This window comes from Afipia sp. MLSD5-FHT05B12 (genome assembly GCF_058793355.1).
The window spans coordinates 21,057-47,895 of record NZ_JBXAFS010000020.1 but is presented as its reverse complement, the minus strand read 5'-3'; the positions used below and the strand labels follow the sequence as shown (position 1 = coordinate 47,895).

Sequence of the window (26,839 nt, the reverse complement as noted above, 5' to 3'; positions counted from 1 at the left end):
CCGTATCTTTAGCGTCCGGCAACGCCGATCACAAACCGGCCCTGCGTATCCGGCTCTTGCGGAGGGCCTCCTGTTGGCTCAATGAACGCATACTATGACCGTGCAGCTCTCGCCCTCCCGTGCCACGTCGCATTCCGGTCCGGCATCGCCCGACACGGCGATCGAGCTCGAGCGGCTGGTGAAGGTCTACAAGACCACCCGCGCCGTGGATGACATCTCGTTCACGATTTCGCGCGGCTCCGTGACCGGGCTGCTTGGGGGCAATGGCGCCGGCAAGACCACGACCATTTCCATGATCATGGGGCTCGTGTCGCCGACCTCGGGCCGCGTCAGCGTGCTTGGCTGCGCCATGCCCGAGCAAAGCTCCGAGGTGCTCGGCCGGATGAATTTCGAGAGCCCCTATGTCGATATGCCGGGCCGTCTCACGGTGCGGCAGAATCTCACCGTGTTCGGCCGGCTCTACGGGGTAACGCATCTGAAGGACCGGATCGTTTCGCTTGCCGCGGATCTCGATCTCGGCGAGTTTCTCGATCGCCCGAGCGGAAAGCTCTCCGCGGGCCAGAAAACACGCGTGGCGCTGGCGAAGGCTCTGATCAATGAGCCGGAACTGTTATTGCTGGACGAACCGACCGCGTCGCTCGATCCGGATACCGCGGACTGGATCAGGAGCCATCTCGAAACCTACCGTAAGGAACGTGGCGCCACGATCCTGCTGGCATCGCACAATATGCTTGAAGTCGAGCGGCTGTGCGACCGGGTTATCATCATGAAGCGCGGGCGCATTGAGGACGATGACAGCCCGGCCGGCATTCTGGCGCGTTACAATCGCACCACGCTGGAAGAAGTGTTTCTTGATGTGGCGCGCGGCCGTGTGCAGGCGGCGTCATGAGCGGGATCGAACTTCGTCCCGGCAATCCGCAGATGATCGCCCCGCATCGCATCGGCGCGATGATCCTGCGCCACTGGTATCTTCTCACATCGTCATGGCCACGGCTGCTGGAGCTGATCTACTGGCCGGTTCTGCAATTAATCACGTGGGGTTTTTCCCAAGCCTATATCTCGCAGAACGCGGGTTTCTTCGCCAAGGCCGGCGGCACTTTCATCGGCGCGGTGATCCTGTGGGACATTCTGTTCCGCGGTCAGCTCGGTTTCTCGATGTCGTTCCTCGAAGAGATGTGGTCGAAGAATCTCGGCAACCTGCTGATGAGCCCGCTCAAGGTCAGCGAGTACCTGATCTCGCTGATGGTGATGAGCGTGGTGCGGCTGGCTATCGGCGTGATTCCGATGACGGTACTCGCCATTGCGTTCTTCGGTTTCAACCTGTTCGGGTTCGGTCTCGCGCTGGTCGCGTTCTTCTGCAATCTGATCTTCACGAGCTGGTCGTTCGGCCTGATCTCGTCGGGGCTGGTGCTGCGTAACGGCATGGGCGCGGAGGGACTGGCGTGGACGCTGATGTTCGCGCTGTTGCCACTGTCATGCGTGTACTACCCGGTCTCGGTGCTGCCGGACTGGCTTCAGGTGGTGGCGTGGATGCTGCCGCCGACCTATGTGTTTGAGGGGATGCGGGCGCTGCTGATCGATCATGTCTATCGGGCGGACCTGATGATTGAGGCCCTGGCGATCAATGCGGCTTTGTTTGCCGTCTCGACTGTTGCCTTTTTGCTGCTGCTGAAGAGCGCCAGAAAACACGGATCGCTGGTCCAAAGCGGTGAATAACCCTGCTCGCGGCCTCCGCCCGTTAATTAATCATCTATTCTATAAAATGGGCGGATTGACGCTTTGTCGCAGGCCCGACAGTATGCTGCGCCGCGAAAATGTCGGTACGGGACACCAGGAGCGAGAACTACTATGCCGATTGGCGAATTTGGCAGGCCGCCTGGCTTGCCGTCCGAGGTCAGCCCTGCGCTGACCACGCCCATGTACTGGATGTACGAGATGGGCCAGGCCTCGCTTAATCCGGCGCGGGCGATGGCGGATATGATGAAGCTGTGGTTCGAGAACCCCTTCAATCCAGTTGCCAGCACCGAGTTCGGTAAATCCATTGCCGCCGGCTGCGAACTGTTCGAGCGTACCACCCGCCGTTACGGCAAGCCCGAATGGGGTCTGAACGATACCGAAGTCAACGGCATGCGGGTTCCAGTCGAGGTCAAGACGGTCTGGGAAAAGCCGTTCTGCCGGCTGCTGCACTTCGAACGCATGCTCACCCAGCCGCTGCGCACGCCGCAGCCGCGCGTGCTGATCGTCGCGCCGATGTCAGGACACTATGCGACGCTGCTGCGCGGCACAGTGGAAGCCTTTCTGCCGGGGCATGATGTCTACATCACCGACTGGGCCGACGCCCGCATGGTCCCGGTGGCGCAGGGCCGTTTCGATCTCGACGATTATGTCGATTACGTCATCGAGATGATCCATGCGCTCAAAGGCGACGTGCATGTTGTCGCTGTGTGCCAGCCGTCCGTGCCTGTCCTAGCCGCGGTTTCCATCATGGAGGCCGAGAAGGATCCCTACTTCCCGACATCGATGACGCTGATGGGCGGTCCGATCGACACCCGGCGCAATCCGACCGGCGTGAACGATCTTGCCGAGCAGAAGGGCATCGACTGGTTCCGCAACAATGTCATCACCAAGGTGCCGTTCCCGCATCCGGGTTTCATGCGCGACGTCTATCCAGGTTTCCTTCAGCTCACAGGCTTTGTGAGCATGAATCTCGATCGCCATGTCGATGCGCACAAGCGGCTGTTCAGCAATCTCGTCAAAGGCGACGGCGACCTCGTCGACAAGCATGTCGAATTCTACGACGAGTATCTGGCGGTGATGGATCTCACCGCTGAATTCTATTTGCAGACCGTCGATCTGGTGTTCGTGAAGCACGCTTTGCCGAAGGGCGAGATGAAGCATCGCGGCAAGCCGGTCGATCCGTCGAAGATTCAGCGCGTTGCGCTGATGACGGTGGAAGGCGAGAACGACGACATCTCAGGTTTGGGTCAGACCGAAGCGACCCATGGGCTATGCAGCTCGATTCCGGATGCGCGGCGGATACACTATGTGCAGAAGGGCGTCGGCCATTACGGCGTGTTCAACGGCTCTCGCTTCAAGTCGGAAATCGTGCCGCGAATCTCCGATTTCATGCACTCGTCGGCCCATGGCAAGCGGGCTCTGGCCGCTGCCGAATAGGCTTTTTTCGGCCCCTTTGGGCTGGAAAAGCCCATTTTATACGGGATTCCGGAGCTTTGCGCTCCCGAGTCCGCAGCAATTTCGGTAACTATTTGGATTCGCATCCGATTTAGCCCTCACCAATTGAGGCAGAGGAGTGAATTTCGCGAGCCGTTTCTGGTTGAGGCCTTGACCTAGAAATGAATCTTAATTTCAGGTTTCATCCCCCCGGATATGGGAGGCTAAGTCCCTAAAACTACGATATATTGGGCAAATGATTTGTTTTTGCGCCGATGAATTTCACTGGCGGCGGATATGGCAGAATCCCGGCGAATTCCTGCTGTCCGGACCCGCTGACATGGCCTTTCGCGCTCTCCTTTATCGCCGCCCGACCGAACCGCGCACGCTCGCGGTCAAAATTGGCTCATCGATTTACACAATTCAGTTGCGGCGTCACCGGCGCGCGCGCCGATACACGCTGCGCATTCATCCGAGCAGGCGCGAAGCCATTCTCACCATGCCTCCGCGCGGAAATCTGTATGAAGCCAAGGACTTCGCGCAGCGTCACGGCGCCTGGATCGCTGCGCGTCTCGGTGGTTTGCCGAAAGCCGCGCCGTTCTCGCCAGGCACGTCGGTCCCGTTGCGCGGCGTTCCGCATCGGATCGTGCATCGCGCGTGCGTGCGTGGAACCGTGTGGCCGGAGATGCGCGACAGCGGCGACAAAATCCTGTGTGTCGCGGGTGATTCTGAATTCATCGATCGCCGCGTCCATGATTTCCTCAAGCGCGAAGCTCGCCGCGCACTCACTGAAGCTTCCCATCGCTATGCGGAGGAGCTCGGCGTCAAGGTGAAGCGGATCACCATCCGCGATCAGTCGAGCCGGTGGGGATCATGCACCTCCGCGGGCTCGCTGTCGTTCTCGTGGCGGCTCATTCTCGCGCCGCCTTATGTGCTGGATTATCTTGCGGCGCATGAGGTTGCGCATCTCGTCGAGATGAACCACTCGCCGCGCTTCTGGAAGGTCGTGGCAAGGATTTGTCCGGCGACCGAACGCGCCAAGCGATGGCTCGACACCCACGGCAATGATTTGCATCGCTACGGCATCGAAGAGTAGCCACATTTTCCAGGAGAGATTTCTGCGTCTGATTCAGTAGAGCTGAATCAGACTTCAGCCGCGCCTTTAGCGTCGGCCGCCGAAAACCCGATCGATCAGCCAGCCATCGAGACCCGCCGCCGCTTCCGGACGTGCCGATGTTTGCGTGACTGGCGGACGGTTTTGCTGCTGCTGCGGGTAGGGCGCAGGCGCGTTCGGATATTCCTGATTGTTCGACGACTGCGGATAGGGCTGCGCAGGATAGGGCTCGCGCGCGGGTGTCCGCGGATTTCCGGGAAACAGATTTGACAGGAAGCCGCCCGGCGATTGCGTTGAGCCTGGCAGCGGCGCAGGCGCGACGTTCTGGTGCGCAGCTTTCATGAACCGGGTCCAGACTTCGACCGGCAATCCGCCGCCGGTTGCTTTTCTGGTCGGCGAGTTGTCGTCGTTGCCGAGCCAGATGCCGGTGACGAGGTTGGCGGTATAGCCGATGAACCAGGCGTCGCGGAAATCCTGGCTGGTGCCGGTCTTGCCTGCGGCTGACCAGCCGGGAATGTCTGCCTTCTTCGCGGTGCCGGTGACCAGCGTCTCGTGCATCATGACATTCATCATGCCCACCACGTTCGCATCGATCACCCGCGCGGGAGGATCGGTTCGGCGTGCATACAGCACCTTTCCCTCGGGGGTGCGAATCCTGTTCACGACATGAGGCGAGGCGGTGAAACCGCCATTGGCGAATGGTGCGTAGGCGCCCACCAGTTCGTTGAGCGAGACTTCCGACGTGCCGAGCGAAATCGTCGCGTTAGGTTCGAGCTTTGAGGCGATGCCGAGACGGTGCGCGGTCCGCACAACATTGGCCGGGCCGACTTCGAGGCCGAGCCGGACCGCGACGGTGTTCAGCGACATCGACAGCGCCTGCGTCAGCGTCACCGGGCCGAAATATTCGCGGCTGTAGTTTTCCGGCCGCCAGCCCTTGACGTCGAGCGGCGCATCCTGACGCATCGTGTCGGGTGTCATGCCGGCTTCGACGGCGGTGAGATAAACGAATGGCTTGAAGGCCGAGCCGGGCTGGCGTTTCGCGGTCACCGCGCGGTTGAACTGGCTTTCGGCGTAGTTGCGCCCGCCGACCATGGCGCGCACCGCGCCGCTCGGTGTCATCGCCACCAGCGCGCCCTGCGTGACGTTGAACTTGACGCTCTTGGTGGCGAGCTCGTCGATGATCGCAGCCTCGGCGACGCTTTGCAGCTTGGGATCGATCGAGGTTTCCACCACGATGTTCTGGTCGATCTGGCCAACCAGATCGTCGAGCACTTCGCCGATCCAGTCGGCGACGTAGTTGATGGTTCCGGCGCCAACCGGCCTGACGGCATAGGATGGCTTCTCGATCGCGGCCTTGGCCTGCGCGTCGGTGATGAAGTTCACGTCGGCCATCGCGCTCAGCACGATTTGCGCGCGCTTCTCTGCGCCTTCCGGGTTGCGGTTGGGCGCGAGCCGCGACGGGGACTTGACGAGACCGGCGAGCATCGCGGCTTCCGATAGCGAGACGTTCTTCGCCGATTTGCCAAAATACTTTTGCGCCGCCGCTTCGACGCCATAAGCGCCGGAACCGAAATAGACCCGGTTGAGATACAGCTCCAGAATTTCGTTCTTCGAGTACTTTCGCTCCAGCCAGAGCGCCAGCTCGACTTCCTGGAGCTTGCGCTGGAAGGTGCGCTCCTGGGTCAGGAACAGGTTCTTGGCGAGCTGCTGGCTCAGGGTCGAGCCGCCCTGCGAGACGCCACGATGCAGAAGGTTGGTGACGGCGGCGCGCATGATGCCGGTCGGATCGACACCGAAATGGGAGTAGAAGCGGCGGTCTTCGATGGCGATAAACGCCTTCGGCAGATAAGGCGGCAGATCCTTGACCGAGACATTGGCGCCCGGCATTTCACCGCGCGTCGCAATCACGCTGCCGTCCATGCCGGTGATCTGGATGGTGGGCGGACGCTTGGGAATTTCCAGCGACTGGATCGCGGGCAGATGCGCGCCGACCCAGATGACGACACCGGCGCCGGCGATGATCGCCCACAAGCCGAGCACGGCCCCCCAATACACAAGACGGCCGAGGCCGGAGCGCGAGCGTTCCTTTGCCTTGGCCTTGTGTTCCTTGCGGGCTGCCGCACGTGTCTTGCGTGGGCGAGGTTCGCGCGGAGCGTCGTCCTCGTCGTCATCAATGGGACGGCTTTTTGCCGCGCGCCGCTTTGGCCTCACGTCCTCGTCGTCCCCGGGGCCGCCGACGCGATCCCACGGATTGAGGCGAACGCCGTCCAGCGATGCGGCGCCATCGAATTTCGGCTCCTTGCGACCGCTGTTTTTTTTACGTCCCAACGCCATCCAAACCCGTGCCGAGATGCTGATTATGCAAGGCGTGCAGGCTAGCGATGGCGGTTTAAAGGCGCGTTACGCAAAGGTTAACGAGGGATTAGATGTTCCGCGTCCGGGTCAGGTCACTGCCCGGTCACTTGGGCCGGCACAGAACTTGAACAAGCTGCGCGGCCGTCTGCTTCAGCCGCTTCCGGTTGTGATGGACCCGTTCCATGACGGCCAGTCCGCGCGTGAATGTGACGACCAGGTCCGCCGCGGCTCTCGGCTCGATGGCCAGGGTCAACTCGGCCCGGGGGCCCGAGAGTGCCGTGGTAATGAGCGATGTCAGGTTGCCGATAAGATGTTTGACGCGAACCTCGATAGCCGGCCCTAACCCATCCATCTCCAGGGCGGTTTTTGTGGTGAGACATCCTCGCGAAGGCGAGCCGCTGGTCATATTGGCAATCGCCGCCTCGAAGAATGCGGTGAGGGCCATTCGAGGATCGGGCGCGGCAAGGGCGTGTCGGGCAGAATCGAGAAAGCGCTCCGCGTATCTGTCGAATGCGAGCAGGAACAGTTGTTCCTTGTCGCCGTAGGCGTTGTAGAGGCTCCCGCGCTGAATTCCGGTCGCCTGTGCAAGGTCGATCATCGACGTGCCGGTAAATCCTTTGCGCCAGAACATATCCAGCGCATCGGCCAGCATCTCATCTTCATCGAACTGCCGCGTTCCAACCATGTGCCAACGCTAGGTCATTCTTGACAGTTGTGTCAAGAATGACCTAGCGTTGGAGAAATCGCATCCCTGGGAGAAGCAAAATGACCGGCCATATCGACCCGACCAAGGAAGTCTTCGCAGCGTTCCGCGCCAATGATCGTTCCGGCCCGATCCATATGCTGAATCTGGTGCGGCTGCATGCGCAGGCGAAGTATCCTGATGGCTGCAAGGCCACTGGAGCGGAAGCCTATGCCAGCTACGGCCGCGAAAGCGGCCCGGTGTTCACGCGGCTAGGCGGCCGGATCGTCTGGCAAGGCAAATTCGAACTGATGCTGATCGGCCCGTCGGAAGAGCGCTGGGACCACTGCTTCATTGCCGAGTATCCAAGCGTCGCGGCGTTCGTGGAAATGATCCGCGATCCGGCTTATCGCGAAGCCGTCAAGCATCGGCAGGCGGCGGTCGAAGACTCGCGGCTGATCCGCACCGCCCCCATGCAGGCCGGCAAAACCTTTGGCGAAATTCCGGATTAGAATGCTGCGTTTTTAACGGAGCTATAGCTGCATTCGCGATGCACTCCCCCTCTCCCCACGGGAGAGGGGAGCTAACCGACAAGCCGGCTGATCCAATGTCTGGCTGAATAGTTCAACGCGCCAGCCAGAGCAGGACCAATGCGACTGCGGCGGGAAGCGCCTGCACCATGATGATCTTCTTGCTGACCGAGTAGCCGCCATACAGTCCAGCCACGATCACGCACAGCAGGAAGAACACCTTGATCTGGAAGCCGAACGCCAGGCTCGGGTGGAGCAGCCCCCAGATCAGCCCGGCAGCCAGGAAGCCGTTATAGAGTCCCTGATTGGCAGCGAGTACCGCGGAGGCTTGCGCCTTCTCGATTGTATTACCGAATGTCGCGAGACCCTTCGGCTTGGTCCAGAGAAACATCTCCAGCACCAGGAAATAGATGTGCAGCGCCGCGACCAGCGCGACGAGACCATTGGCAATCAAATTCATGGCAATTCCCCCCTGTAGGGGCGGGAACCTAGCAGCAAGCGCTGCGATTGCCGAGAGCCCGATGTTATCGGAAAACGGAAAGACTTCCCGTGTCGCCTCGGCCAGGATGGCTGAAACTCGTGACGACGGAAATTGAACATGACTGCAAAACAACCTGAACGATTTCATCTCGGCCGGCTCGAAACACCGATCGGTATCGCCTTGCTCGTCACCGACGATCATGGCTTCCTGCGGGCGCTCGACTGGAGCGATTACGAAGCCCGGCTGCATCGCCTGCTGCGGCGGCACTACGGCGATTATGCTTTGAAGAAGGCGCCGGCTCCCAGAAGCATCACGACCGCGCTGACCCGCTATTTTGCCGGCGATCTGGGCGAACTGAAAAAGATAAAATGGCGGACCAATGGCACGGCATTCCAGCGCAAGGTGTGGTCGGAGCTACCGAAAATCCGCGCGGGTAAAACCTCGAGTTACGGTGCGTTCGCCGCTCGCCTGAACGTGCCCAATGCGGCCCGCGCGGTGGGTCTCGCCAACGGCTCAAATCCGGTCAGCGTGGTCGTGCCGTGTCACCGGCTGATCGGCGCTGATGGATCACTGACCGGTTATGGTGGCGGGCTCGCACGCAAGGAATGGCTGCTCGCACATGAAGGCGCGGCGCTCAACAAACGATAACGCAGTTAGGCCGCCGGCTTTTCCGCGGCGTCGCCGTTGGCGAGCAGATGGATCAGCGCGCGTTTGATCGCGGCCTGCCGCGTGGGCGCGGTGATCTGCGCGCCGAGCAGATCCGTGACATAGAATACGTCGCGGGCCCGTTCGCCGAAGGTTGCGACGTGGGCCGATGCGATGTTGAGGTTCAGTTTGGAGATCGCGGTCGTGAGCTGGAACAGCAGGCCCGGACGATCGAGGCCGGAGACCTCGATCACGGTGTAGCGATCCGACCACTGGTTGTTGATGCTGACTTCCGGCTCCACACTGAACGGTTTGAGCCGCGTCTTGGACGCCGCGCGGCGCGCCATCATGTCCGGCAGTCGCAACTTGCCTTCCAGCACCTGCTCGATGGTGTCGCCGATGCGGGTTGCGCGCCGTCCCTCGTCATCGTCGCGGTCGTATTCGCGGGTAATCGCGATGGTATCGAGCGCGATGCCGTCGGTGGTGGTGTAAATCTGCGCGTCGACGATGTTGGCGCCGGCCGAGGCGCAGGCACCTGCGATGATCGACAGCAGCCAGGGATGATCGGGCGCCATGATCGTCAGTTCGGTGACGCCGCGTCCCTCATCGAAGCCGACATTGACCGCCAGCTTGTGGCCGCCGGCCTCACTCGCCTTGACGAAGCGCGCGTGGCGAATTTTGCGCGGCAATTCGACCTTGAGCCAGTACGCGGGATAGTGCCGCGCGATATAGGCCTCGAGTTCGCTGTCCGGCCACTCGGTAAAGGTGGCGCGGAATTCGGCCTGCGCGGCGTCGATACGCTGGGCCCGGTTGACCTCGGAGAAGCCGCCGGTCAGCACCGGTTCGGTTTCGTAATACAGCGTGCGGATCAACTGCGCTTTCCAGCCGTTCCAGACGCCCGGGCCGACGCCGCGAATGTCGGCCGTGGTCAGAATGGTCAGCAGCTTCATCTGCTCGACCGATTGTACGACCGCTGCGAAGTTCTCGATGGTCTTGCGGTCCGACAGGTCGCGCGATTGCGCCACCGTGGACATGGTGAGGTGTTCCTCGATCAGCCACGCGATCAGCTCGGTGTCGGCGGCATTGAATCCGAAGCGCGGGCAAAGCCGCCGCGCCACCTTCGCGCCCGCGATGGAGTGATCCTCAGGGCGGCCCTTGGCGATGTCGTGCAGGAACACCGCCATGTAGATCACGGCGCGATGCTCAGGATGGATTTTCCGCATCAGGTCGCTGGCGACAACGAATTCGTCGTTCCCGCCGCGCTCGATGTCCTGAAGAATGCCGATGCAGCGCAGCAGATGCTCATCGACAGTATAGTGATGATACATGTTGAACTGCATCATCGACACGATCCGCCCGAACGCGCGGATAAAGCGGCCAAGCACACCGGCCTCGTTCATCCGCCGCAGCACCGTTTCCGCGTCGTTCGACGTCAGAATTTCCATGAACAGCTTGTTGGCTTCGGGGTTTTCGCGAAGCTTCGGTGTGATCAGGCCGAGCGAGCGCGTTGCCGCGCGCATGGCGTCGGGATGGAATGCCAGATTGTTCTTCTGTGCGAGCCGGAAAATACGGATCAGGTTGACCGGATCGGTCTTGAACACGTCGGGCGCCGCAAGGTTGATGCGGTTGTTGTCGATGACAAAATCTTCGCCGCCGGGAACGCGGCCGCGTTTGCGGCCGGGCCGGAGCCTCGCCATCATCCGGCTCAGCACCGGCGCGGGCTTGGCCTCCTGATCCTCCAGCTTGGCGCACAGGATGGCGGTGAGGTCGCCGACTTCCTTGGCAATCAGGAAGTAGTGCTTCATGAAGCGCTCGACATCCTGCATGCCGGGATGCGAGGTGTAGCCGAGCCGCTGCGCGATCTCGCGCTGCATCTCGAACGACAGCCGCTCTTCGGGGCGGCCGGTGAAGAAGTGCATGTTGCAGCGGACCGACCACAGAAAGTCCTCGCAGCGGCGGAAGGTGCGGTATTCCTGCGGATCGAACACGCCGCGTTGCACAAGGTCTTCGGTGTTGCTGACTCGGTAGACGTATTTGGCGATCCAGAACAGCGTATGAAGGTCGCGAAGGCCGCCCTTGCCGTCCTTGACGTTGGGCTCGACCAGATAGCGCGACTGGCCCGCGCGCCGGTGCCGTTCCTCGCGTTCCGCGAGTTTCGCGGCGACGAACTCGGTAGCCGTCCCTTGCACGACGTCCTTGTCGAAACGTGTGACGAGCTCGTCGTAGAGGGCGGTGTCTCCGGTGAGGAATCTCGTTTCCAGCACCGAGGTGCGGATCGTCATGTCGCCCCGCGCCTGCCGGATCGATTCGTCGATGGAGCGGGTGGCGTGGCCGACCTTCAGCCCCATGTCCCACAGGCAATAGAGGATCGCTTCCGCGACCTGCTCGCCCCAGGCGGTCTGCTTGTAAGGAAGGATGAACAAGAGATCGATGTCGGACTCCGGCGCCATCAAGCCGCGGCCATAGCCGCCGGTGGCGATGACGGCCATGCGTTCGGAGTCTGACGGGGTCGGCGAGTGATAAAGGTGCTTGGTCGCGGCGTTGAACAGAATGCGGATGATCTCGTCCTGGACGAAGCAAAGCCGCTCGGCGCATCGCCGCCCATGCCGGTCCTTCAGCAATTCCGTCTGCGCGGCCTCGCGGGCCAGCGCCAGTTCGCCTTTCAGCAATTGTGTAATGGCCGCCCGAAGCAGGTCGTCTTTTCCGGCGTGCTTTTGCGCGAGCGCGTCGATTTCGCCTGCGATACGTGCGCTGTCGAACATCACGTCGTCTTCCGGGGGGAGTTTGGCCGTCACGCTGTCCATTCCATTCGGATAACGGACGGCGGCAACGGTGTCATCAGCGTATTGCGGCGGACGGTCTGTTTCATCTCGATAGAAACGGTGGTTTGAGTATGGGCGAGTTTCTTTGATTTCTTAAGTCATTGAATAATAATGATATTTTTTAGAGTAGATCAAGCCAAATACGGAATAAGCTGCACGCGGCGTTGTTGATGCCGATGGAAACGGAGAACGAGAGAATGGATTCAGCCGCACTCCGCGCCATGCAGGCGCCGATCAAGGATCGCTACAAATCCGATCCCAAGACAGCGTTCATCACATTGAAGGCGAAGGGTTCGCTGGACAGCGAAGGCCTGTCCTGCAAGGTCGAGACCGGCAAGGCGGCTGCCGCGATCGCGGGATTGCATCCGGCGACCGGCGGTTCCGGACTTGAACTCTGTTCGGGCGACATGCTGCTGGAAGCCCTGGTGGCCTGCGCCGGCGTGACGCTGAAATCCGTCGCCACCGCCATCGACGCGCCGCTGAAGTCCGGCAACGTCACCGCTGAGGGTGATCTCGATTTTCGCGGCACGCTTGGCGTCGACAAGGATGCGCCGGTTGGATTCGCGGAAATTCGTCTGCGGTTCGATGTCGACACCGACGCCCCGCAGGACAAGCTCGATCAGCTGCTGAAGCTGACCGAGCGTTACTGCGTGGTCTACCAGACCATCAAGAACGGCCCGAAGACGGCGGTGTCGCTGAATCGCATCTGACAGTCGTTACTTCGGCAGCTTCGCCTTCAACGCATAGAGTGCGTCCAGCGCCTCGCGCGGCGACATCTCGTCGGGATGCAACGCACTCAATGCTTCGGCAACCTGATCGGCTGCGCTCGGCGGTTGCGGCTCGGCGGCCGCGCGTGATGGCACTGCAAACAGTGGCAGATCGTCAGCCAGCGCGCGTGCCGTGGTGCCGCGATCCTGCGCCTCGAGCTTCGCCAGCACCGACTTTGCACGTGCGACCACCGCGGCCGGCAGACCGGCGAGCTTGGCCACCTGGATGCCGTAGGAACGGTCCGCCGATCCCGGCAGCACCTCGTGCAGGAACACCACGTCGCCCTGCCATTCCTTGACGCGCACGGTGGCGTTGAACAGGCGCGGCAGGTTGGCCGAGAGCGCGGTCAGTTCGTGATAATGCGTCGCGAACAAAGCGCGGCATCGATTGCTCTCATGCAGATGTTCGATCGACGCCCACGCGATCGAGAGCCCGTCGAAGGTCGAGGTGCCGCGTCCGATCTCGTCGAGGATCACCAGCGCACGCTCGCCCGCCTGATTAAGGATCGCCGCCGTCTCGACCATCTCGACCATGAATGTTGAACGCCCGCGCGCGAGATCGTCCGCCGCGCCGACGCGGGAGAACAGACGGTCGACGATGCCGATATGCGCAAGCTTCGCAGGCACGAAGCTGCCGATCTGCGCCATCAGCGCGATCAGTGCGTTCTGCCGCAGGAAGGTCGATTTACCCGCCATGTTCGGGCCGGTCAGCAGCCAGATCTGTCCCGACGACTGCGCCGGTCCCGGCGACAGATCGCAGGCGTTGGCAATGAAAGGCTGGCCGTCGCGCTTCAGTGCCTGCTCGACAACGGGGTGGCGGCCGCCTTCGATGGAAAACTTCAGAGAGTTGTCCACCACAGGCCGCACATAGTTCTCGTCGACCGCAAGCTTCGCCAGCGCGGAGGTCACATCGAGCAGCGCAAACGCATGCGCGGCGGCGCGCAGGTCATCACCTGCCGCAACCGCCATCGCGCACAGCTTGTCGAAAATCTCAAGCTCAAGTCCAAGGGCACGGTCGCCGGCATTGGCGATCTTGGCCTCGACCTCGCCCAGTTCGGTGGTGGTGAAACGAACCTGTCCCGCGAGGGTCTGGCGATGAATGAAGGTCGCGTTGAGCGGCGCAGCCATCAGCTTGTCGCCGTGCTGCGCCGTCACCTCAACGAAATAGCCGAGCACGTTGTTGTGACGGATCTTGAGGCCCTTGATGCCGGTATCGTCGGCGTAGCGTGCCTGCATCGCTGCAACCACGAGGCGCGAGGCGTCGCGCAGGTTGCGTGTTTCATCGAGCGCGGCTTCATAACCCGCGCGCACGAAGCCGCCGTCGCGTTTGAACAGCGGCAGTTCGTCGGCGAGGCCGCGTGCGAATTCCCGTGCAATATCGCGAGACGGGCGGCGCAGGGCATCGATAGCGAGCGTGATGTCGCGCGGCAATTTCTCGATTCGCGCCAGCCGCTCGACGGCCTTGTCGGCGGCGAGAATGCCGTCGCGCAGGGCGGCAAGATCGCGGGGGCCGCCTCGGCCGACGGATAGCCGCGCCAGTGCGCGTGAAATGTCCGGTGCCGCGCGCAGGATGCCGCGCAGATCGTCCCGTGCGGCGCTGTCGTTTGCGAATAACGCAGCGGCGTCGAGCCGATGCGAGATGGTTGTGCTGTCTGTCAGCGGCGCGGAGAGGCGTTGCGCCAGCAGCCGCGATCCGGCTGCGGTCACCGTGCAGTCGATGGCGTCGAGCAGCGATCCGCGCCGCTCGCCCGCCAGCGTTCGTGTCAGTTCGAGATTGGCGCGAGTGGCGGGATCGATCGCCATCGTCGTCCCCGCTGCCTCGCGCGCCGGTGGCGACAGCGGCAGGTGCTGGCCAACCTGCGTGCGGTCGACATATGTCACTGCGGCGGCGGCAGCGGTGGCTTCCAGCCGCGACATCGCACCGAAGCCGTCCATGGTTGCGACAGCAAAATAGTCGCACAGCCGCCGTTCGGCGGTGGCACCATCGAAGATGTCGCGCGTCACCGGCGTAACGGCGGCGAGAGTGCGGAACAGCGCAGACAGTTCCGGATCGGAATACAGCGCGTCGGTGATGATCACTTCGTTGGGATTGATGCGGGCCAGCGTTGCGCCAAGCTCGCCTGCGCCGCACTCGGTGACGCTGAATTCCGCTGTCGAGATGTCGATCCATGCCAGCCCGACGCGGTCGCCCGCATGGGACGACGCGCGCGCGCGCGCGATCGCCAGGAGATAGTTGTTGGTCTTGGCGTCGAGCAGCGTGTCTTCTGTCAGGGTGCCCGGCGTCACCAGCCGCACCACGTCGCGCCGCACCACGCTCTTGTTGCCGCGCTTCCTGGCCTCGGCGGGATTTTCGGTCTGTTCGCAGACCGCGACGCGATGGCCGAGCGCGATCAGCCTGTGCAAGTAGTCGTCGGACCGTTCCACCGGCACGCCGCACATCGGGATATCTTCGCCCATGTGCTTGCCGCGTTTGGTCAGTGTGATGCCGAGCGCGCGCGAGGCGGTTTCGGCGTCCTCAAAAAACAACTCGTAGAAATCGCCCATCCGGTAGAACAGCAGCAGGCCGGGATTGGCGGCCTTTATTTCAAGGTACTGTTCCATCATCGGCGTGACGCGTCCGGCTACCTCTGGTGAGGTAGTTTCGGCATTTGGCGATGCGGGGGGCGAGGAATGGATGGTCATGGAGCGAACATTAGCAAAGTTCTTTCGCATGGTGGAATTGCAGGCGATGTTTTCCACGCCTTGAGAGGGCCGGTGCATGGCCGCTCTGCCGGGCCAAGGTGCTGTTCGGGCCATACATCATTTGACGTGATGGATGGTGCTTCCTAAAACTCGGCCAACGGGAAGCGGACGTGTCAACGCCCGCAGGACTTTCAAGGAGAGGTACCATGCGTGATGTTTTCATTTGCGATGCGGTGCGGACGCCTATCGGCCGGTTCGGCGGATCGCTGGCCAAGGTACGCGCGGACGATCTGGCGGCGGCGCCCATCAAGGCGCTGATGGAGCGCAATCCCAAGGCGGATTGGGGTGCTTTGGATGAAGTATCCTACGGCTGCGCCAATCAGGCCGGTGAGGACAACCGCAATGTCGCCCGCATGGCGCTGCTGCTGGCGGGTTTGCCGGAAACAGTGCCGGGCATGACCGTCAATCGGCTCTGCGCGTCGGGTCTCGATGCGGTCGGCGGTATGGCGCGGGCGATCCGCGCGGGAGAGATCGATTTCGCCATCGCAGGCGGCGTGGAATCCATGACGCGTGCGCCGTTCGTGACCGGCAAGGCGAGCGAGGCTTATGCGCGTGCGGTCGAGACCTACGACACCACCATCGGCTGGCGCTTTGTCAATCCGCTGATGAAGAAGATGTACGGCGTCGATTCCATGCCGGAAACCGGTGAGAATGTGGCGACTGATTATCAGATCGCGCGCGCCGATCAGGACGCCTTCGCGATCCGTTCGCAGCAGCGCGCGGGCAAGGCGATCGCGGCGGGTTATTTCGCCGAGGAAATCACGCCGATCACGATCGCCGGCGGCAAGGCCGGGCCTGTCATCGTCAACAAGGACGAGCATCCGCGCCCCGAGACGACGATCGAAGGTTTGGCGAAGCTGAAGCCTGTCGTGCGTCCCGATGGCACGGTGACTGCCGGAAATGCCTCGGGCATCAACGACGGTGCGGCTGCGCTGATCCTCGCTTCGGAAGAAGCCGTGAAGAAACATGGTCTGACGCCGCGCGCGAAACTTCTCGGTCACGCCTCCGCCGGTGTCGCGCCGCGCGTGATGGGCATGGGCCCGGTCCCGGCAGTGCGCAAGCTGCTGGAACGTCTCGGTCTCAAGATCGGTGATATCGATCTGATCGAACTCAACGAGGCCTTCGCGTCGCAGGGCATCGCCGTGCTGCGCCAACTCGGCGTCCAGGAGGATGCCGACTTTGTGAACCCGCATGGCGGCGCGATCGCGCTCGGCCATCCGCTCGGCATGAGCGGCGCGCGGCTGGTGCTGACCGCCGTCCACGGCCTTGAAAAGCGCGGCGGCAAGTATGCGCTGGCCACCATGTGTGTTGGCGTCGGGCAGGGTGCCGCGGCGGCTATCGAAAAATTGAACTGATCTTTCGCTATCGGAGAAGAAACGGGAGGCCTCTGGCCTCCCGTTCGATTTTGAGAACCTCGTCCAATAACTCCGGCCTGGGTTGGCGCGCTATATCCCCGGCCCGACAATCATTGAGCTGTATCAGAACGCTGGATTGTCACGCCCATTCGACGCCGGATTCGGCGGCGAGGTCGATCGTACTCCGGCGGCCGATATCGTCGAAATGACTGTCGAGGAATTTCTTGGCGGCGCGCATGCCCGCCCGGTGCAGCAATTCGAAGAAGTCGTAGTCGGTTTTCATCTTGCTGGAGGCGGCGAGGCGCGTGCCGAGACCGCCAAGATCGATGCGGTGGATGTTGAGCCGGCGGTACTGGTCCTTGCCGGTGCCGCGCGGCAACCGGCCGTCGTCGATCAACTGATTGACGAAATCCATCGTGCGCAGTTCGGAGATCAGCGCCGAGTTGAAAGTGATTTCGTTCAGCCGGTTGATGATCTCGCCGGAGGTTCGCGGCGTCGTGGTGCGCGACACCGGGTTGATCTGCACCACCAGCACGTCTTCGGCGTCCGTCGCCTGCAGGAAGGGAAAGATCGCGGGATTGCCCATGTAGCCGCCATCCCAGTACGGCACGCCGTCGATCTCGACCGCGCGAAACATGAAAGGCAGCGCCGCGGAGGCCATCACCACGTCGGCGGTGATCTTCTCGTTCGCGAAAATGCGCAATCGGCCCGTATGGACGTTGGTCGCCGAGATGTAGAGCGCGAGGTCGGTGTTGGCGCGCAGCGCATCGAAATCGACGAAACGCTCAATGAGCTGACTGAGCGGATTGATGTTGAGCGGGTTCAGTTCGTAGGGCGAGAAATAATGCGCCATCGCCTCGAACCAGTTTTGCAGCGGCGTGGCTGCAAACGGCATCAATGAAAATATCCGGTCGGTCATGGCGCGCTGGACCGGAGGGAGATCGCCGCCGGTGCTGGTTGCGCGCCAGAATTCGGCCAGGCGCTTGCGTGCCTCTTCCGGACCGCCACGGGTGAGACCATCCGCAACCATCACGGCATTCAGGGCACCTGCGGACGCCCCGGATATGCCGGTGATCTCCAGTCGTCCATCGGCAAGAAGCTGATCCAGCACGCCCCAGGTAAAGGCGCCATGAGATCCCCCGCCCTGAAGCGCCAGATTGATCTTCTTGGCGGCGCTTGCCTTGCGCACGCCGGAGAAATTCCAGGGCGTCAGGTTGTCGAGATAGGTCTTGAGAGTGGTCGCCATCAGCTGCTTTCTCTCTGAAATGATACAGTTATCGGGTTCCCTGGAGACCCGCAGCGTTCATTTGTATGCCGATGATTTGGGGTTTTTATGATGCAATGCAATAAAAATGACGCGCCGCAAAATATTGCATCAACTTATGCCGCTGAAATTATGAGCGGAATCACATTAACCGCACTACATATTGGACCGATGAAACAAGCTAAGCCGGTTTTTCCTGACCCAAGCCATGACCACGGCCGCTGCGCCGAGGATGCGTTCTCGCATGCCGAAAAGGTTTGCAGGGGACGCGGTCAGAAGTTCACGCCGATTCGGCGGCAGGTTTTGGGTGCGTTGCTGTCGAGCCATCGGCCGCTCGGCGCGTATGAAGTGATCGACGAACTCGCCAAGACCATGCCGCGTCCTGCGCCGATCACGGTATATCGCGCGCTGGATTTTCTGATGGAGAACGGTCTCGTTCACCGGATCGAAAGCCGCAACGCGTTTCTGGCCTGCGCGCATAATCACGATGAGACGGCGGTGGTGGCATTCCTCATTTGTGAGACATGCGGGTCTGTCGGCGAGATTCCGGCCGCACCTCTGGCGCAGAGTTTCAATGAAGCGGCGCGCGGTACGGGGTTCGCGCCGAAATTGTCGGTGGTGGAAATCACCGGCACCTGCGCGCATTGTCAACGAGCTGCATAATCAGAACAACACGGCGTGAAGCCGGATACGGGGTACCATGCCATCAGACAATTTGAAGGTCGCGCCAGCGGGGCGTCCGTTGAGCGCGACGGCCATCGCCCTGATGGTGATGTTGTGTCTGAGCTGGGGCTTCAATCAGATCACGGTCAAACTGGCGCTTCCGGAGATTCCGCCGCTGTTGCAGGCCACGATCCGCTCGACCGGCGGATTGGTTATCATTCTGATGGTCGCCTGGTTGCGCGGCGTGCGGTTGTTCCGGCGTGACGGCACGCTCGGCGCGGGCCTGCTCGCCGGATTTTTCTTTGGGGTCGAGTTCATTCTGATCTATCGCGGACTGGTCTACACCACGGCGTCACGGGCGGTGGTGTTTCTCTACATCGCACCATTTGTCGTGGCGCTCGGCTCGAAGCGATTTCTCGGCGAACAGTTGAGTCCGTTGCAATGGAGCGGTCTGGCGCTGTCCTTCGCAGGCGTCGCGCTGGCGATCGGCGTGCCGCAGCCGTCGGTGGATGCCAGGGTCATCATGGGAGATCTCCTTGTGATGGCCGGCGGCATTCTGTGGGCGGTGACCACGCTGATCGTAAAGGCGTCCCCGCTGCTGCATGCGCCTGCCGAAAAGACGCTGGCGTATCAGGTCGCGGTCTCGATCCCGATTTTGGCTCTGGGGGCGGCTGTCTCCGGCGAGAGCATCACCCAGATGCCGGGATCTCTCGCCTGGGGGCTGATGATCTACCAGACGGTCTGGATCGTTGGGACGACATTCCTGATCTGGGTCTTTCTCATAAAGAACTACTCAGCCAGCAAACTGTCGTCATTTACCTTCATGACACCCCTGTTTGGGGTCATTGGGGGCTATTTCGTGATGCATGACACCCTGACATTGGCCTTTGCAGGGGCTGCCCTTCTGGTCATGGCGGGCCTATATCTGGTAAACCGCCCCGGCGAACCGGCGGGGAACCCCCTGCTTCCGGCCACCGAAAACGACACCTGAGCGCAAAGAGATTCTGACGTGAGCGATCTGAAAGAGCGGACCAAGGAAATCCAGGCCGGCCCCAAGGGGCGCCACCGGACGGTTCAGGTCGTCGTCGGCAACGTCAGGGTTGGTGGCGGCGCGCCGATCGTGGTGCAGTCGATGACCAACACCGACACCGCGGACATCGAGGGCACCGTGAAGCAGGTTGCGGCGCTTGCGCGCGCCGGCTCCGAAATGGTCCGCATCACGGTCGATCGCGACGAGGCGGCCGCCGCCGTTCCGCATATCCGTGAGAAGCTCGACAAGCTCGGCGTCGATGTGCCGCTGATCGGCGATTTTCACTACATCGGCCACAAGCTGCTGGCGGATCATCCCGCCTGCGCCGCGGCGCTGTCGAAGTACCGCATTAATCCCGGCAACGTCGGCTTCAAGAACAAGCGCGACACGCAATTCACCGACATCGTCGAAATGGCGCTCAAGCACGGCAAGACCATTCGCATCGGCGCGAACTGGGGATCGCTCGATCAGGAATTGCTGACGAAGCTGATGGAAGAGAACGCCACGTCGCCCGATCCTATCGATGCCCGCGCGGTGACACGCGAGGCAATGGTGCAGTCGGCACTGTTGTCGGCGGCTCGTGCCGAGGAAATCGGTCTGCCGAAGAACCGGATGATCCTGTCGGCCAAGGTATCGAACGTGCAGGATCTGATCGCGGTCTATCGCGAACTGGCTTCACGCTCGGATTACGCCATCCATCTCGGGCTGACCGAGGCCGGCATGGGTTCGAAGGGCATCGTGGCGTCGTCGGCGGCGCTGGGCATTCTGCTGCAGGATGGCATCGGCGACACCATCCGCGTCTCATTGACGCCGGAGCCAGGCGGCGACCGCACGGTTGAGGTGAAGGTCGGTCAGGAAATTCTCCAGACCATGGGCTTCCGCACCTTTGTGCCGCTTGTGGCGGCATGCCCCGGCTGCGGCCGCACCACCTCGACGGTGTTCCAGGAACTGGCGCGCGACATTCAGGACTTCATCCGCGATGAAATGCCGAGCTGGAAGACGCGCTATCCGGGCGTCGAACAACTCAACGTCGCGGTGATGGGGTGCATCGTTAACGGACCCGGCGAATCCAAGCATGCCGACATCGGCATCTCGCTGCCAGGAACGGGCGAAACCCCTGCCGCGCCGGTGTTCGTCGATGGCCAGAAGTTCCGCACACTGCGCGGGCCGACCATCGCGACCGACTTCAAGGCGCTGGTGATCGATTATATCGAGCAGCGTTACGGCGGCACCGGAGCCAAGGCGTCCGCCGTGACCGCGGCCGAATAGCTTTAGCGCGCATTGCACGATGCATGGCGGCCCGCTGTTACAGCGGGCCGTTCTTTTCGCGGTTGTCCACCACGGCTTCCTCAAGATCGAGATCGCGCTCGATGCGCCGGCGTGTTTCGTCGGTGATCTTTCCATCGCGCAGCAGCTTGTGCAGATAGGTGCGCTCGATCGTGATGATCTCGCGCACCAGGGATGCGCCCTGCGTCGCCGGCGTGAACTCACCTTCTTCTCTCGGAGGTTCCGGAAGAGCGCGCATGCGGGTTTCGTGACGGGCCTCGAGAAATCTGGCCAGACCCTCCGGCAGATTGCGCTCCGCGATGATCCGGTCGAGTGAACCTCGCGCTGCTTCCAGAATCTCGCGTCGCGCCGCGATTTCCGCCTCGCGCTCATGAATCGCTTCGAGCCGTCCATGCCGGGACAGGCCGAGCAGCCTGACCAGAATCGGAAGCGTCAGTCCGATGCCGACGAGCGTGAAGATGATGACGCCGAAGGTCACGAGCAGGATGAGATCTCGGTGCGGGAAGTCCTGTCCGTTCGGCAGCGTCAGGGGCAGTGCCAGCGCGACGGCAAGGGATACAACGCCGCGAATGCCGGTGAAGCCGATGACGACAATATGCCGCCACGGTGGCTTCGCATCCCGCGCGGCGACCCGCTTGCTCAGGAGACGCGGCAGGTACGTGCCGGGAAAGACCCACAAGAAACGCGCGATGACGACGATTGCGGAGATAATCGCTATGGCCGTAAGTATCTCGGATACCGGAAGCGCCTTCGATTTTTCCATCAAAAGCCGCAACTGGAAGCCGATCATCAGGAACAGTACGCCCTCGATCAGCCAGATCACGACGTCCCAGAAGAAGATGCCCTGCAATCGGGTTTTCGACGAGATCAGCAGCGGTCCATTCCAGCTCACGTAAAGGCCGGTCACGACGGTCGCGATCACGCCCGATCCATGAAAATGCTCCGGGACCCAGAAGGCGAGATAGGGCGTCAGCAGTGACAGTGAAATCTCGACGCGTGGATCGTGCGCCCATTGCCGCAAACGCAGGCTGAGCCAGCCCACGGCGATACCAAAAAGAACTTCGCCGACAATGATCGCAACGAACGTTCCGGCGGCGGGAGGGAGCGAGAATGCGCCTGTGCTGACGGCAAGAACCGCGAACCGGTAGAGGATCAGCGCGGTGGCATCATTCGCAAGTCCCTCGCCTTCGAGAATGACGAGAATGCGATGGGGGAGCTTCAACCGCCTGGCGATGGCGAGCGGCGCCACGACATCCGGCGGTGACACGATCGCACCGAGGACGAACCCTATGCCCCAGGGTAGCCCAAGCGCATAGTGGGCAGCAGTGGCGACCAGCACCGTGGTGAAGATCACGCAGCCGATTGCCAGCAGGCCGATCGGGCGCAGATTGTCCTTGAATTCGCGCCAGCTCATCGACACGCCGGACGAATAGATCAGCGGCGGCAGCACCAGCAGCAGAATGCCTTCCGGCTTCATCTCGATGCGCGGGAATCCCGGCAGGAAGGCCAGGATGATTCCGACGATCAGGAAAACAATGGCCGGCGCGACCGCGAGCCGCTTCGCGAGTGTTGCGGAGGCCGCGAGTGTTGTGAGTACAAGGAGAAAGGTGAGGAACGTCGTTACCATGAAGCGGTCATATTGCGCTGGCCGCGATATTGACCATCAAGGCCACCAGCGCGGTATTGAAGATAAATGACACGATGCCGTGGGCCGTCGCAGTCCGGCGGATGATCTTGTCGGTGACGCCGACATCCGAGACCTGCGCTGTCATGCCGATCACGAAAGAGAAATAAACGAAGTCCCAGTAGTCAGGATCGCCTCCGCCTGGAAACGAAAGTCCGCCAGCTTTGGCGTTGCGATAAAAGTCGTGGGCGTAATGCAGCGCAAATGTCGTGTGGATCATCGCCCATGACAGCACGATGGTTACGACTGCAAGCACGAGTTGCGGAGTTCCCTGCGGTTTGAGGGCAAGCTCCATGACGATGGCGGCAATACTCGCAAAGGCGCCAAGGCCCGTCATGGCGAGAATAAAGAAGCGCCCGTCGTCCTGGATCGCCGCCTGCCGGCGGATATGAGCGGTGTCGCAAGTGAACACCGTTACGTAGGCGAGAACCATATAGACTGCGACAAAGATATCCCACGCAACGAGAAGGCGGCTCGCAGGCCGCCACGGCATTGGCAGCACCAGAAGCGATACAAGACCGATTGCCAGCGCGATGAACGTGCGCGGGCGCCCATAGATAACGCGGAGCGGCTTGGGCATGCCTTTGAGGCGGAGAAGATACGGATCGCCGTCCTTCTTGCCTGGCATCCTGATGCGCCTTCTAGTTTTGCCGCTCGGCGACGAAACGCGAGGTCGCGCGCAGGACGTCGCCCTTCGCGCCGAATGGTGCGAGCGCCGCATCGGCGTGCTTCAGAAGATCGCGCACGCGCGCCTTGGCGCCATCGATTCCCAGGAGCGTGACGAAGGTGGTTTTTCCCGCTGCCGCATCCTGCCCGGCAGGCTTGCCGAGCGCAGCGGCGTCGCCTTCGACGTCCAGAAGATCGTCGGCGATCTGGAATGCTTCGCCGAGCGCGTGACCATAGGCATCGAGCGCGTCGTACTGGTCCGTCGGCGCCTGACCGAGCAGTGCGCCCGCGATGCAGCCGTACTTGAGCAGCGCGCCGGTCTTCATCTGCTGCAGCTTGGCGACATCCGGCGGCTCTGGATCTCCGAAACGGCCTTCGCCGGCGAGATCCATGATCTGCCCGCCCACCATGCCGCCGACGCCGGCGGCGCGCGCAAGCGCGCGGGTCAGCAGCAGGCGCACTGTCGGGTCCTTGTGAACTTCGTCACGGGTGATGATGTCGAAGGCAATGGTCAGAAGCCCGTCGCCCGCGAGGATCGCGGTGGCGTCATCGAACTTCTTGTGCGAGGTCGGCCGTCCGCGCCGCAGATCACTGTTGTCCATCGACGGCAGGTCATCATGGATCAGCGAATAGCAGTGGATGCATTCCAGCGCGGCGCCGGCCATCAGCGCAGCATCGCGCGGCACGCCGAACACCGCGGCACTTTCCACCACCAGAAACGGACGCAGCCGCTTGCCGCCATTGAGGCTCGAATAACGCATCGCCTCCATCAGCCGGTGCGGGCGCACGATCTCGCTGGACAACGGCTGGTTAGACAAAAGGCGCGTCAACAGCGCCTCGGTGTCGGCCGCCGTGGTGTCGAGCCGTTTCATGAAATCCTGTGGTGAAGTGCCGGTGGTCATCAAAAGCTCCAAACGAACGCAAATTTCGGCGGACAATCGGTTATGGCAGCGCCCGCGTCAATTCCGCAAAGCCTGATCCCACCCGGGATTTGGCTAGAGCACGGCTGCTGGTTTCTGTTAGCTAAGCGGGCCCAATCGCCCGACGGGAGCGCCCATGCCTGCCTATGTGATTTTCGACGTCGAAATTCGCGACGGCGAGCGATACCAGAGCTTCATGAGTCAGGTGAAGCCGGCACTTGAGGCCGCGGGAGGTCGGTATCTGGCCCGCGGCGGTATGCACAAGGTTCATGAAGGGGATTGGAGCCCACGCCGCATTGTGATTCTCGAATTTCCGTCCGTGGCCGCGTTCGAGAGCTTCTATGAAGGTCCGGTCTATCAGGGCCTCAAGCATATTCGGGATGAATGCAGCTCAGCCCGTCTCGTCAGCGTCGAAGGGCTGTAGCCTGAATGCGGCGATTGATCCGCATGGTTGTGCTGGTGGTGCTGGCGCTGGTGCTTTTGCCCTATGCGCTGACCCCGCTCTACAGCAGCGGTCATCCCGTCTCCACGCTGATGATAGGGCGATATCTCACAGGCGAAACCGTCACCCGCAAATGGGTCGATCTCGACGAGATGTCCGAGGCGCTGCCGCGCTCCGTGGTCGCCGCCGAGGACGCTAAATTCTGTTTTCATCACGGCATCGACTGGGCTTCGGTTCGGAACATCATTGAGGACGCACAGGACGGCGAGGTTGCGCGCGGGGGCTCGACCATTACACAGCAGGTGGCAAAAAACCTGTTCCTTTGGCCGGGCCGCAGTGTGGTCCGCAAGGCGCTCGAGTTCCCGCTGGCGATGTGGATCGATCTGGTGCTGTCGAAAAAGCGCATTCTGGAGCTTTATCTGAACGTGGCCGAGCTCGGCCCGGACGGCCGGTTCGGTGCTGAGGCGGGCGCAAATTATGCGTTTGGCCGCCCGGCGGCGGCGCTTTCGGCCCGCGAGGCGGCCCTTTTGGCCTCGATCCTGCCCAATCCGGTCACCCGAAGTGCCCGGAATCCGGGGCCGGGTGTACGGCGGATGGCAGGGACCTATGTGATCCGGGCCCAGTCCGCCGAAATCTCCGACTGCTGGGAGCGAAATCGCTGATTTTGGGCCTTTTTGACCCATTTTCCTGGCCCCTCTGGTCTAGCTTTCGCAGCGGCCTTCCTCTATAAGCGCGGCCTCAATCCGAATTCTGGAGAGCCCCCGCCCGGCGGGTGAGCCTTGATTTAGAGGACGACGATCCCATGGCCGTTCCACGCAGGAAAACCTCGCCGTCACGCCGCGGCATGCGCCGCTCGGCGGACGCGCTCAAGAAGCCGACGTATGTCGAGGACAAGGATTCGGGCGAACTGCGCCGTCCGCATCATCTCGATCTCAAGACCGGCATGTACAAGGGCCGTCAGGTCCTGAAGGTCAAGAAGGACTAACGTCCGGATCGCGGCGCGCTGCTATCAGGCAGCGCGCTTGCCCGCGATGCTGGCGGAGGCGCGCGAACGCGGCTTCACAAGAACGCCACAGACGCATGTGATGACCAGCGCATCACAGGATACTTCTTCAGAGAGAGCTTGCCGACGATGATCGGTTTTCCGCTGCTTCTGATTCCGTTCGCGATCTACAACATCTTCGTCTTCCTGATGCCGGGCGTGGCGTTCACCGCGCCGGTCGCGAGCGTGACGCTGATGTCGGGTGTGCAGTGGGCGCCGACATTCGGCGATGCGCTGCTGGCGCTTGCCGCGCTTCTCCTGATGTTCGAAGTCATCAAGGCCGCGCGTCCCGGCGCGCGCTATCTGACCGATCATTTGCTGTCGCTGATTGTATCGGGAGCTGCGGTGGCGGAGTTTCTGCTGCTTGTGCCGTTCGGCACATCGACCTTCTTTCTGCTGACTGTGCTGATGGTCGTGGAGTTTCTCGCAGGTGTCTCGATCGGCTTCCGCAACCGGCAACGGCGCGCGCCGGCTGCGGCGCCTGCCGGCGCCGGGCGCGAACCTGCGCCCGTGCCGGCCAGTCCTGCGCCGGCCAATCTCGCGCCGGCAGAGCCGTCTTTCGATCGTCCGCATCAGGATGTGAAGCCGGCTGAACCGGTATTCCCGCCGTCGCAGCATGCGGATGCTGAACCTGCGCAGAAGCCGGTGCCGACGCTGGCCGTGGTCCGCAATACCAACGGCGTAACGCCTGCTGCGGATCGCAAGGTTTCAGACTGGAATGTCAGCGACCTTGTGTCGGACGGCGCGCCGGATGGCACGGTTAAAACGCCGCCGAAGCCCTGATCGGCCTCAGGCGATCTGCGACAACGCTTTCCCGTAACGATTTGCACGCGGCGCTGCGACACGGTCATACACCGCGCGCGCGTCCGCCGCAGTTGCGCGCCGCAGGGTGCGGGTCTGAGGCGTCTGCTCGGCCATGGCAATCAGGTGGGTCACGAACGAAGCGTCCGGGCGCGGCTGGCTGAGCCGAGGTATCCGGGCCGGAGGCTCAAGCGGCACCAGAGCCCGGCTCGAAACAGGCTCCGGGGAGGCGGGGTTCACGGCCGCCGCAGCTTGTCTCGCCTGCGAGCTTGGTCCCGCCGTCGATGTGATCCTGGATACGATCATAGCCTGGCTGCCTGTCTCATTTTGGGACGCAAAGCGCCTCCTTCATAAGACATCGCAAGGGCCATGCCGG

General features: G+C 62.0%; 25 protein-coding genes. 15 read left to right on the top strand and 10 right to left on the bottom strand.

Annotated elements, in window-relative coordinates; all coding sequences use genetic code 11:
- The first annotated feature begins 94 nt into the window (after positions 1-94).
- The 4 genes from AC1Q6J_RS19780 to AC1Q6J_RS19765 all read left to right on the top strand — a co-directional run bounded on the left by AC1Q6J_RS19780 (position 95) and on the right by AC1Q6J_RS19765 (position 4,267).
- Positions 95-889, top strand: a complete 795-nt coding sequence (locus AC1Q6J_RS19780) for an ABC transporter ATP-binding protein (protein ID WP_492280890.1) — start codon at positions 95-97, stop codon at positions 887-889.
- Entirely contained in the window at positions 886-1,716 is an 831-nt protein-coding gene (locus AC1Q6J_RS19775; RefSeq protein WP_492280889.1) for an ABC transporter permease, read from the top strand. The genes AC1Q6J_RS19780 and AC1Q6J_RS19775 overlap by 4 nt, the downstream gene beginning before the upstream one ends.
- Positions 1,717-1,848: 132 nt before the next feature.
- Positions 1,849-3,174, top strand: a complete 1,326-nt coding sequence (locus AC1Q6J_RS19770; protein ID WP_492280888.1) for a polyhydroxyalkanoate depolymerase — start codon at positions 1,849-1,851, stop codon at positions 3,172-3,174.
- 253 nt (positions 3,175-3,427) lie between these two features.
- The gene (locus AC1Q6J_RS19765) at positions 3,428-4,267 is read left to right on the top strand and encodes a M48 family metallopeptidase (RefSeq protein ID WP_492280887.1); all 840 of its coding nucleotides are present in this window, start codon (positions 3,428-3,430) and stop codon (positions 4,265-4,267) included.
- A gap of 66 nt (positions 4,268-4,333) precedes the next feature.
- Here AC1Q6J_RS19765 and AC1Q6J_RS19760 read toward each other — a convergent pair whose 3' ends face one another.
- Entirely contained in the window at positions 4,334-6,619 is a 2,286-nt protein-coding gene (locus AC1Q6J_RS19760; RefSeq protein WP_492280886.1) for a transglycosylase domain-containing protein, read from the bottom strand.
- Between the two features lie 124 nt (positions 6,620-6,743).
- A complete protein-coding gene (locus tag AC1Q6J_RS19755; protein ID WP_492280885.1) occupies positions 6,744-7,292 on the bottom strand; it encodes a TetR/AcrR family transcriptional regulator in 549 nt (182 codons plus the stop codon).
- Between the two features lie 113 nt (positions 7,293-7,405).
- Between AC1Q6J_RS19755 and AC1Q6J_RS19750 the strand changes: the two genes are divergently transcribed.
- Positions 7,406-7,834: a DUF1330 domain-containing protein gene (locus AC1Q6J_RS19750; RefSeq protein WP_492280884.1), complete on the top strand. Its 429-nt coding sequence runs from the start codon at positions 7,406-7,408 to the stop codon at positions 7,832-7,834.
- A gap of 112 nt (positions 7,835-7,946) precedes the next feature.
- Here AC1Q6J_RS19750 and AC1Q6J_RS19745 read toward each other — a convergent pair whose 3' ends face one another.
- Entirely contained in the window at positions 7,947-8,312 is a 366-nt protein-coding gene (locus AC1Q6J_RS19745; protein ID WP_492280883.1) for a DUF1304 domain-containing protein, read from the bottom strand.
- A gap of 138 nt (positions 8,313-8,450) precedes the next feature.
- Here AC1Q6J_RS19745 and AC1Q6J_RS19740 point away from each other — a divergent pair, with 138 nt between their 5' ends.
- Positions 8,451-8,981 carry a methylated-DNA--[protein]-cysteine S-methyltransferase gene (locus AC1Q6J_RS19740; protein WP_492280882.1) on the top strand — a complete coding sequence of 177 codons (531 nt, stop codon included), beginning with the start codon at positions 8,451-8,453 and terminating at the stop codon, positions 8,979-8,981.
- Positions 8,982-8,986: 5 nt separating this feature from the next.
- Here AC1Q6J_RS19740 and AC1Q6J_RS19735 read toward each other — a convergent pair whose 3' ends face one another.
- Positions 8,987-11,782 carry a [protein-PII] uridylyltransferase gene (locus tag AC1Q6J_RS19735; RefSeq protein ID WP_492280881.1) on the bottom strand — a complete coding sequence of 932 codons (2,796 nt, stop codon included), beginning with the start codon at positions 11,780-11,782 and terminating at the stop codon, positions 8,987-8,989.
- Positions 11,783-11,997: 215 nt separating this feature from the next.
- On the opposite strand from AC1Q6J_RS19735, the gene AC1Q6J_RS19730 reads away from it, so the two are divergent.
- Positions 11,998-12,510 carry an OsmC family protein gene (locus AC1Q6J_RS19730; protein ID WP_492280880.1) on the top strand — a complete coding sequence of 171 codons (513 nt, stop codon included), beginning with the start codon at positions 11,998-12,000 and terminating at the stop codon, positions 12,508-12,510.
- Positions 12,511-12,516: 6 nt separating this feature from the next.
- On the opposite strand, the gene mutS is transcribed toward AC1Q6J_RS19730, so the two are convergent.
- Positions 12,517-15,249 (bottom strand): DNA mismatch repair protein MutS, encoded by a 2,733-nt coding sequence (gene mutS, locus AC1Q6J_RS19725; protein ID WP_492280879.1) that lies wholly within the window; start codon positions 15,247-15,249, stop codon positions 12,517-12,519.
- A gap of 206 nt (positions 15,250-15,455) precedes the next feature.
- On the opposite strand from mutS, the gene pcaF reads away from it, so the two are divergent.
- Positions 15,456-16,664, top strand: coding sequence for a 3-oxoadipyl-CoA thiolase (gene pcaF, locus AC1Q6J_RS19720; RefSeq protein WP_492280878.1), 1,209 nt, complete (start codon positions 15,456-15,458; stop codon positions 16,662-16,664).
- 139 nt (positions 16,665-16,803) lie between these two features.
- Here the strand turns inward: pcaF and AC1Q6J_RS19715 are convergent, their stop codons facing one another.
- Positions 16,804-17,910: a patatin-like phospholipase family protein gene (locus tag AC1Q6J_RS19715; RefSeq protein ID WP_492280877.1), complete on the bottom strand. Its 1,107-nt coding sequence runs from the start codon at positions 17,908-17,910 to the stop codon at positions 16,804-16,806.
- Positions 17,911-18,099: 189 nt separating this feature from the next.
- Between AC1Q6J_RS19715 and AC1Q6J_RS19710 the strand changes: the two genes are divergently transcribed.
- Genes AC1Q6J_RS19710 through ispG form a run of 3 tightly spaced genes read left to right on the top strand, consistent with a single transcriptional unit; the run spans position 18,100 to position 20,890 of the window.
- Positions 18,100-18,591 (top strand): Fur family transcriptional regulator, encoded by a 492-nt coding sequence (locus AC1Q6J_RS19710; protein WP_492280921.1) that lies wholly within the window; start codon positions 18,100-18,102, stop codon positions 18,589-18,591.
- 37 nt (positions 18,592-18,628) lie between these two features.
- Positions 18,629-19,582 (top strand): DMT family transporter, encoded by a 954-nt coding sequence (locus AC1Q6J_RS19705; RefSeq protein WP_492280876.1) that lies wholly within the window; start codon positions 18,629-18,631, stop codon positions 19,580-19,582.
- Positions 19,583-19,600: 18 nt separating this feature from the next.
- Positions 19,601-20,890 (top strand): flavodoxin-dependent (E)-4-hydroxy-3-methylbut-2-enyl-diphosphate synthase, encoded by a 1,290-nt coding sequence (gene ispG / locus AC1Q6J_RS19700; protein ID WP_492280875.1) that lies wholly within the window; start codon positions 19,601-19,603, stop codon positions 20,888-20,890.
- 37 nt (positions 20,891-20,927) lie between these two features.
- Here the strand turns inward: ispG and AC1Q6J_RS19695 are convergent, their stop codons facing one another.
- Genes AC1Q6J_RS19695 through AC1Q6J_RS19685 form a run of 3 tightly spaced genes read right to left on the bottom strand, consistent with a single transcriptional unit; the run spans position 20,928 to position 24,160 of the window.
- Entirely contained in the window at positions 20,928-22,535 is a 1,608-nt protein-coding gene (locus AC1Q6J_RS19695; protein ID WP_492280874.1) for a Na+/H+ antiporter, read from the bottom strand.
- 7 nt (positions 22,536-22,542) lie between these two features.
- Positions 22,543-23,220, bottom strand: a complete 678-nt coding sequence (locus tag AC1Q6J_RS19690) for a DUF1345 domain-containing protein (RefSeq protein ID WP_492280873.1) — start codon at positions 23,218-23,220, stop codon at positions 22,543-22,545.
- 13 nt (positions 23,221-23,233) lie between these two features.
- Positions 23,234-24,160: a polyprenyl synthetase family protein gene (locus tag AC1Q6J_RS19685; protein ID WP_492280872.1), complete on the bottom strand. Its 927-nt coding sequence runs from the start codon at positions 24,158-24,160 to the stop codon at positions 23,234-23,236.
- A 154-nt stretch (positions 24,161-24,314) separates the two neighbouring features.
- Here AC1Q6J_RS19685 and AC1Q6J_RS19680 point away from each other — a divergent pair, with 154 nt between their 5' ends.
- The 4 genes from AC1Q6J_RS19680 to AC1Q6J_RS19665 all read left to right on the top strand — a co-directional run bounded on the left by AC1Q6J_RS19680 (position 24,315) and on the right by AC1Q6J_RS19665 (position 26,445).
- Positions 24,315-24,602, top strand: a complete 288-nt coding sequence (locus AC1Q6J_RS19680) for a DUF1330 domain-containing protein (protein WP_492280871.1) — start codon at positions 24,315-24,317, stop codon at positions 24,600-24,602.
- A gap of 5 nt (positions 24,603-24,607) precedes the next feature.
- Positions 24,608-25,282 carry a monofunctional biosynthetic peptidoglycan transglycosylase gene (gene mtgA, locus AC1Q6J_RS19675; protein WP_492280870.1) on the top strand — a complete coding sequence of 225 codons (675 nt, stop codon included), beginning with the start codon at positions 24,608-24,610 and terminating at the stop codon, positions 25,280-25,282.
- Between the two features lie 140 nt (positions 25,283-25,422).
- Complete coding sequence (rpmF, locus tag AC1Q6J_RS19670) at positions 25,423-25,605, top strand: 50S ribosomal protein L32 (RefSeq protein WP_002713690.1); 183 nt, start codon at positions 25,423-25,425, stop codon at positions 25,603-25,605.
- A gap of 147 nt (positions 25,606-25,752) precedes the next feature.
- Positions 25,753-26,445, top strand: a complete 693-nt coding sequence (locus AC1Q6J_RS19665) for a hypothetical protein (protein WP_492280920.1) — start codon at positions 25,753-25,755, stop codon at positions 26,443-26,445.
- 6 nt (positions 26,446-26,451) lie between these two features.
- Here the strand turns inward: AC1Q6J_RS19665 and AC1Q6J_RS19660 are convergent, their stop codons facing one another.
- On the bottom strand, positions 26,452-26,598 hold the full coding sequence (locus tag AC1Q6J_RS19660; protein ID WP_492280869.1) for a hypothetical protein: 147 nt from the start codon (positions 26,596-26,598) through the stop codon (positions 26,452-26,454).
- Positions 26,599-26,839: the final 241 nt, after the last annotated feature.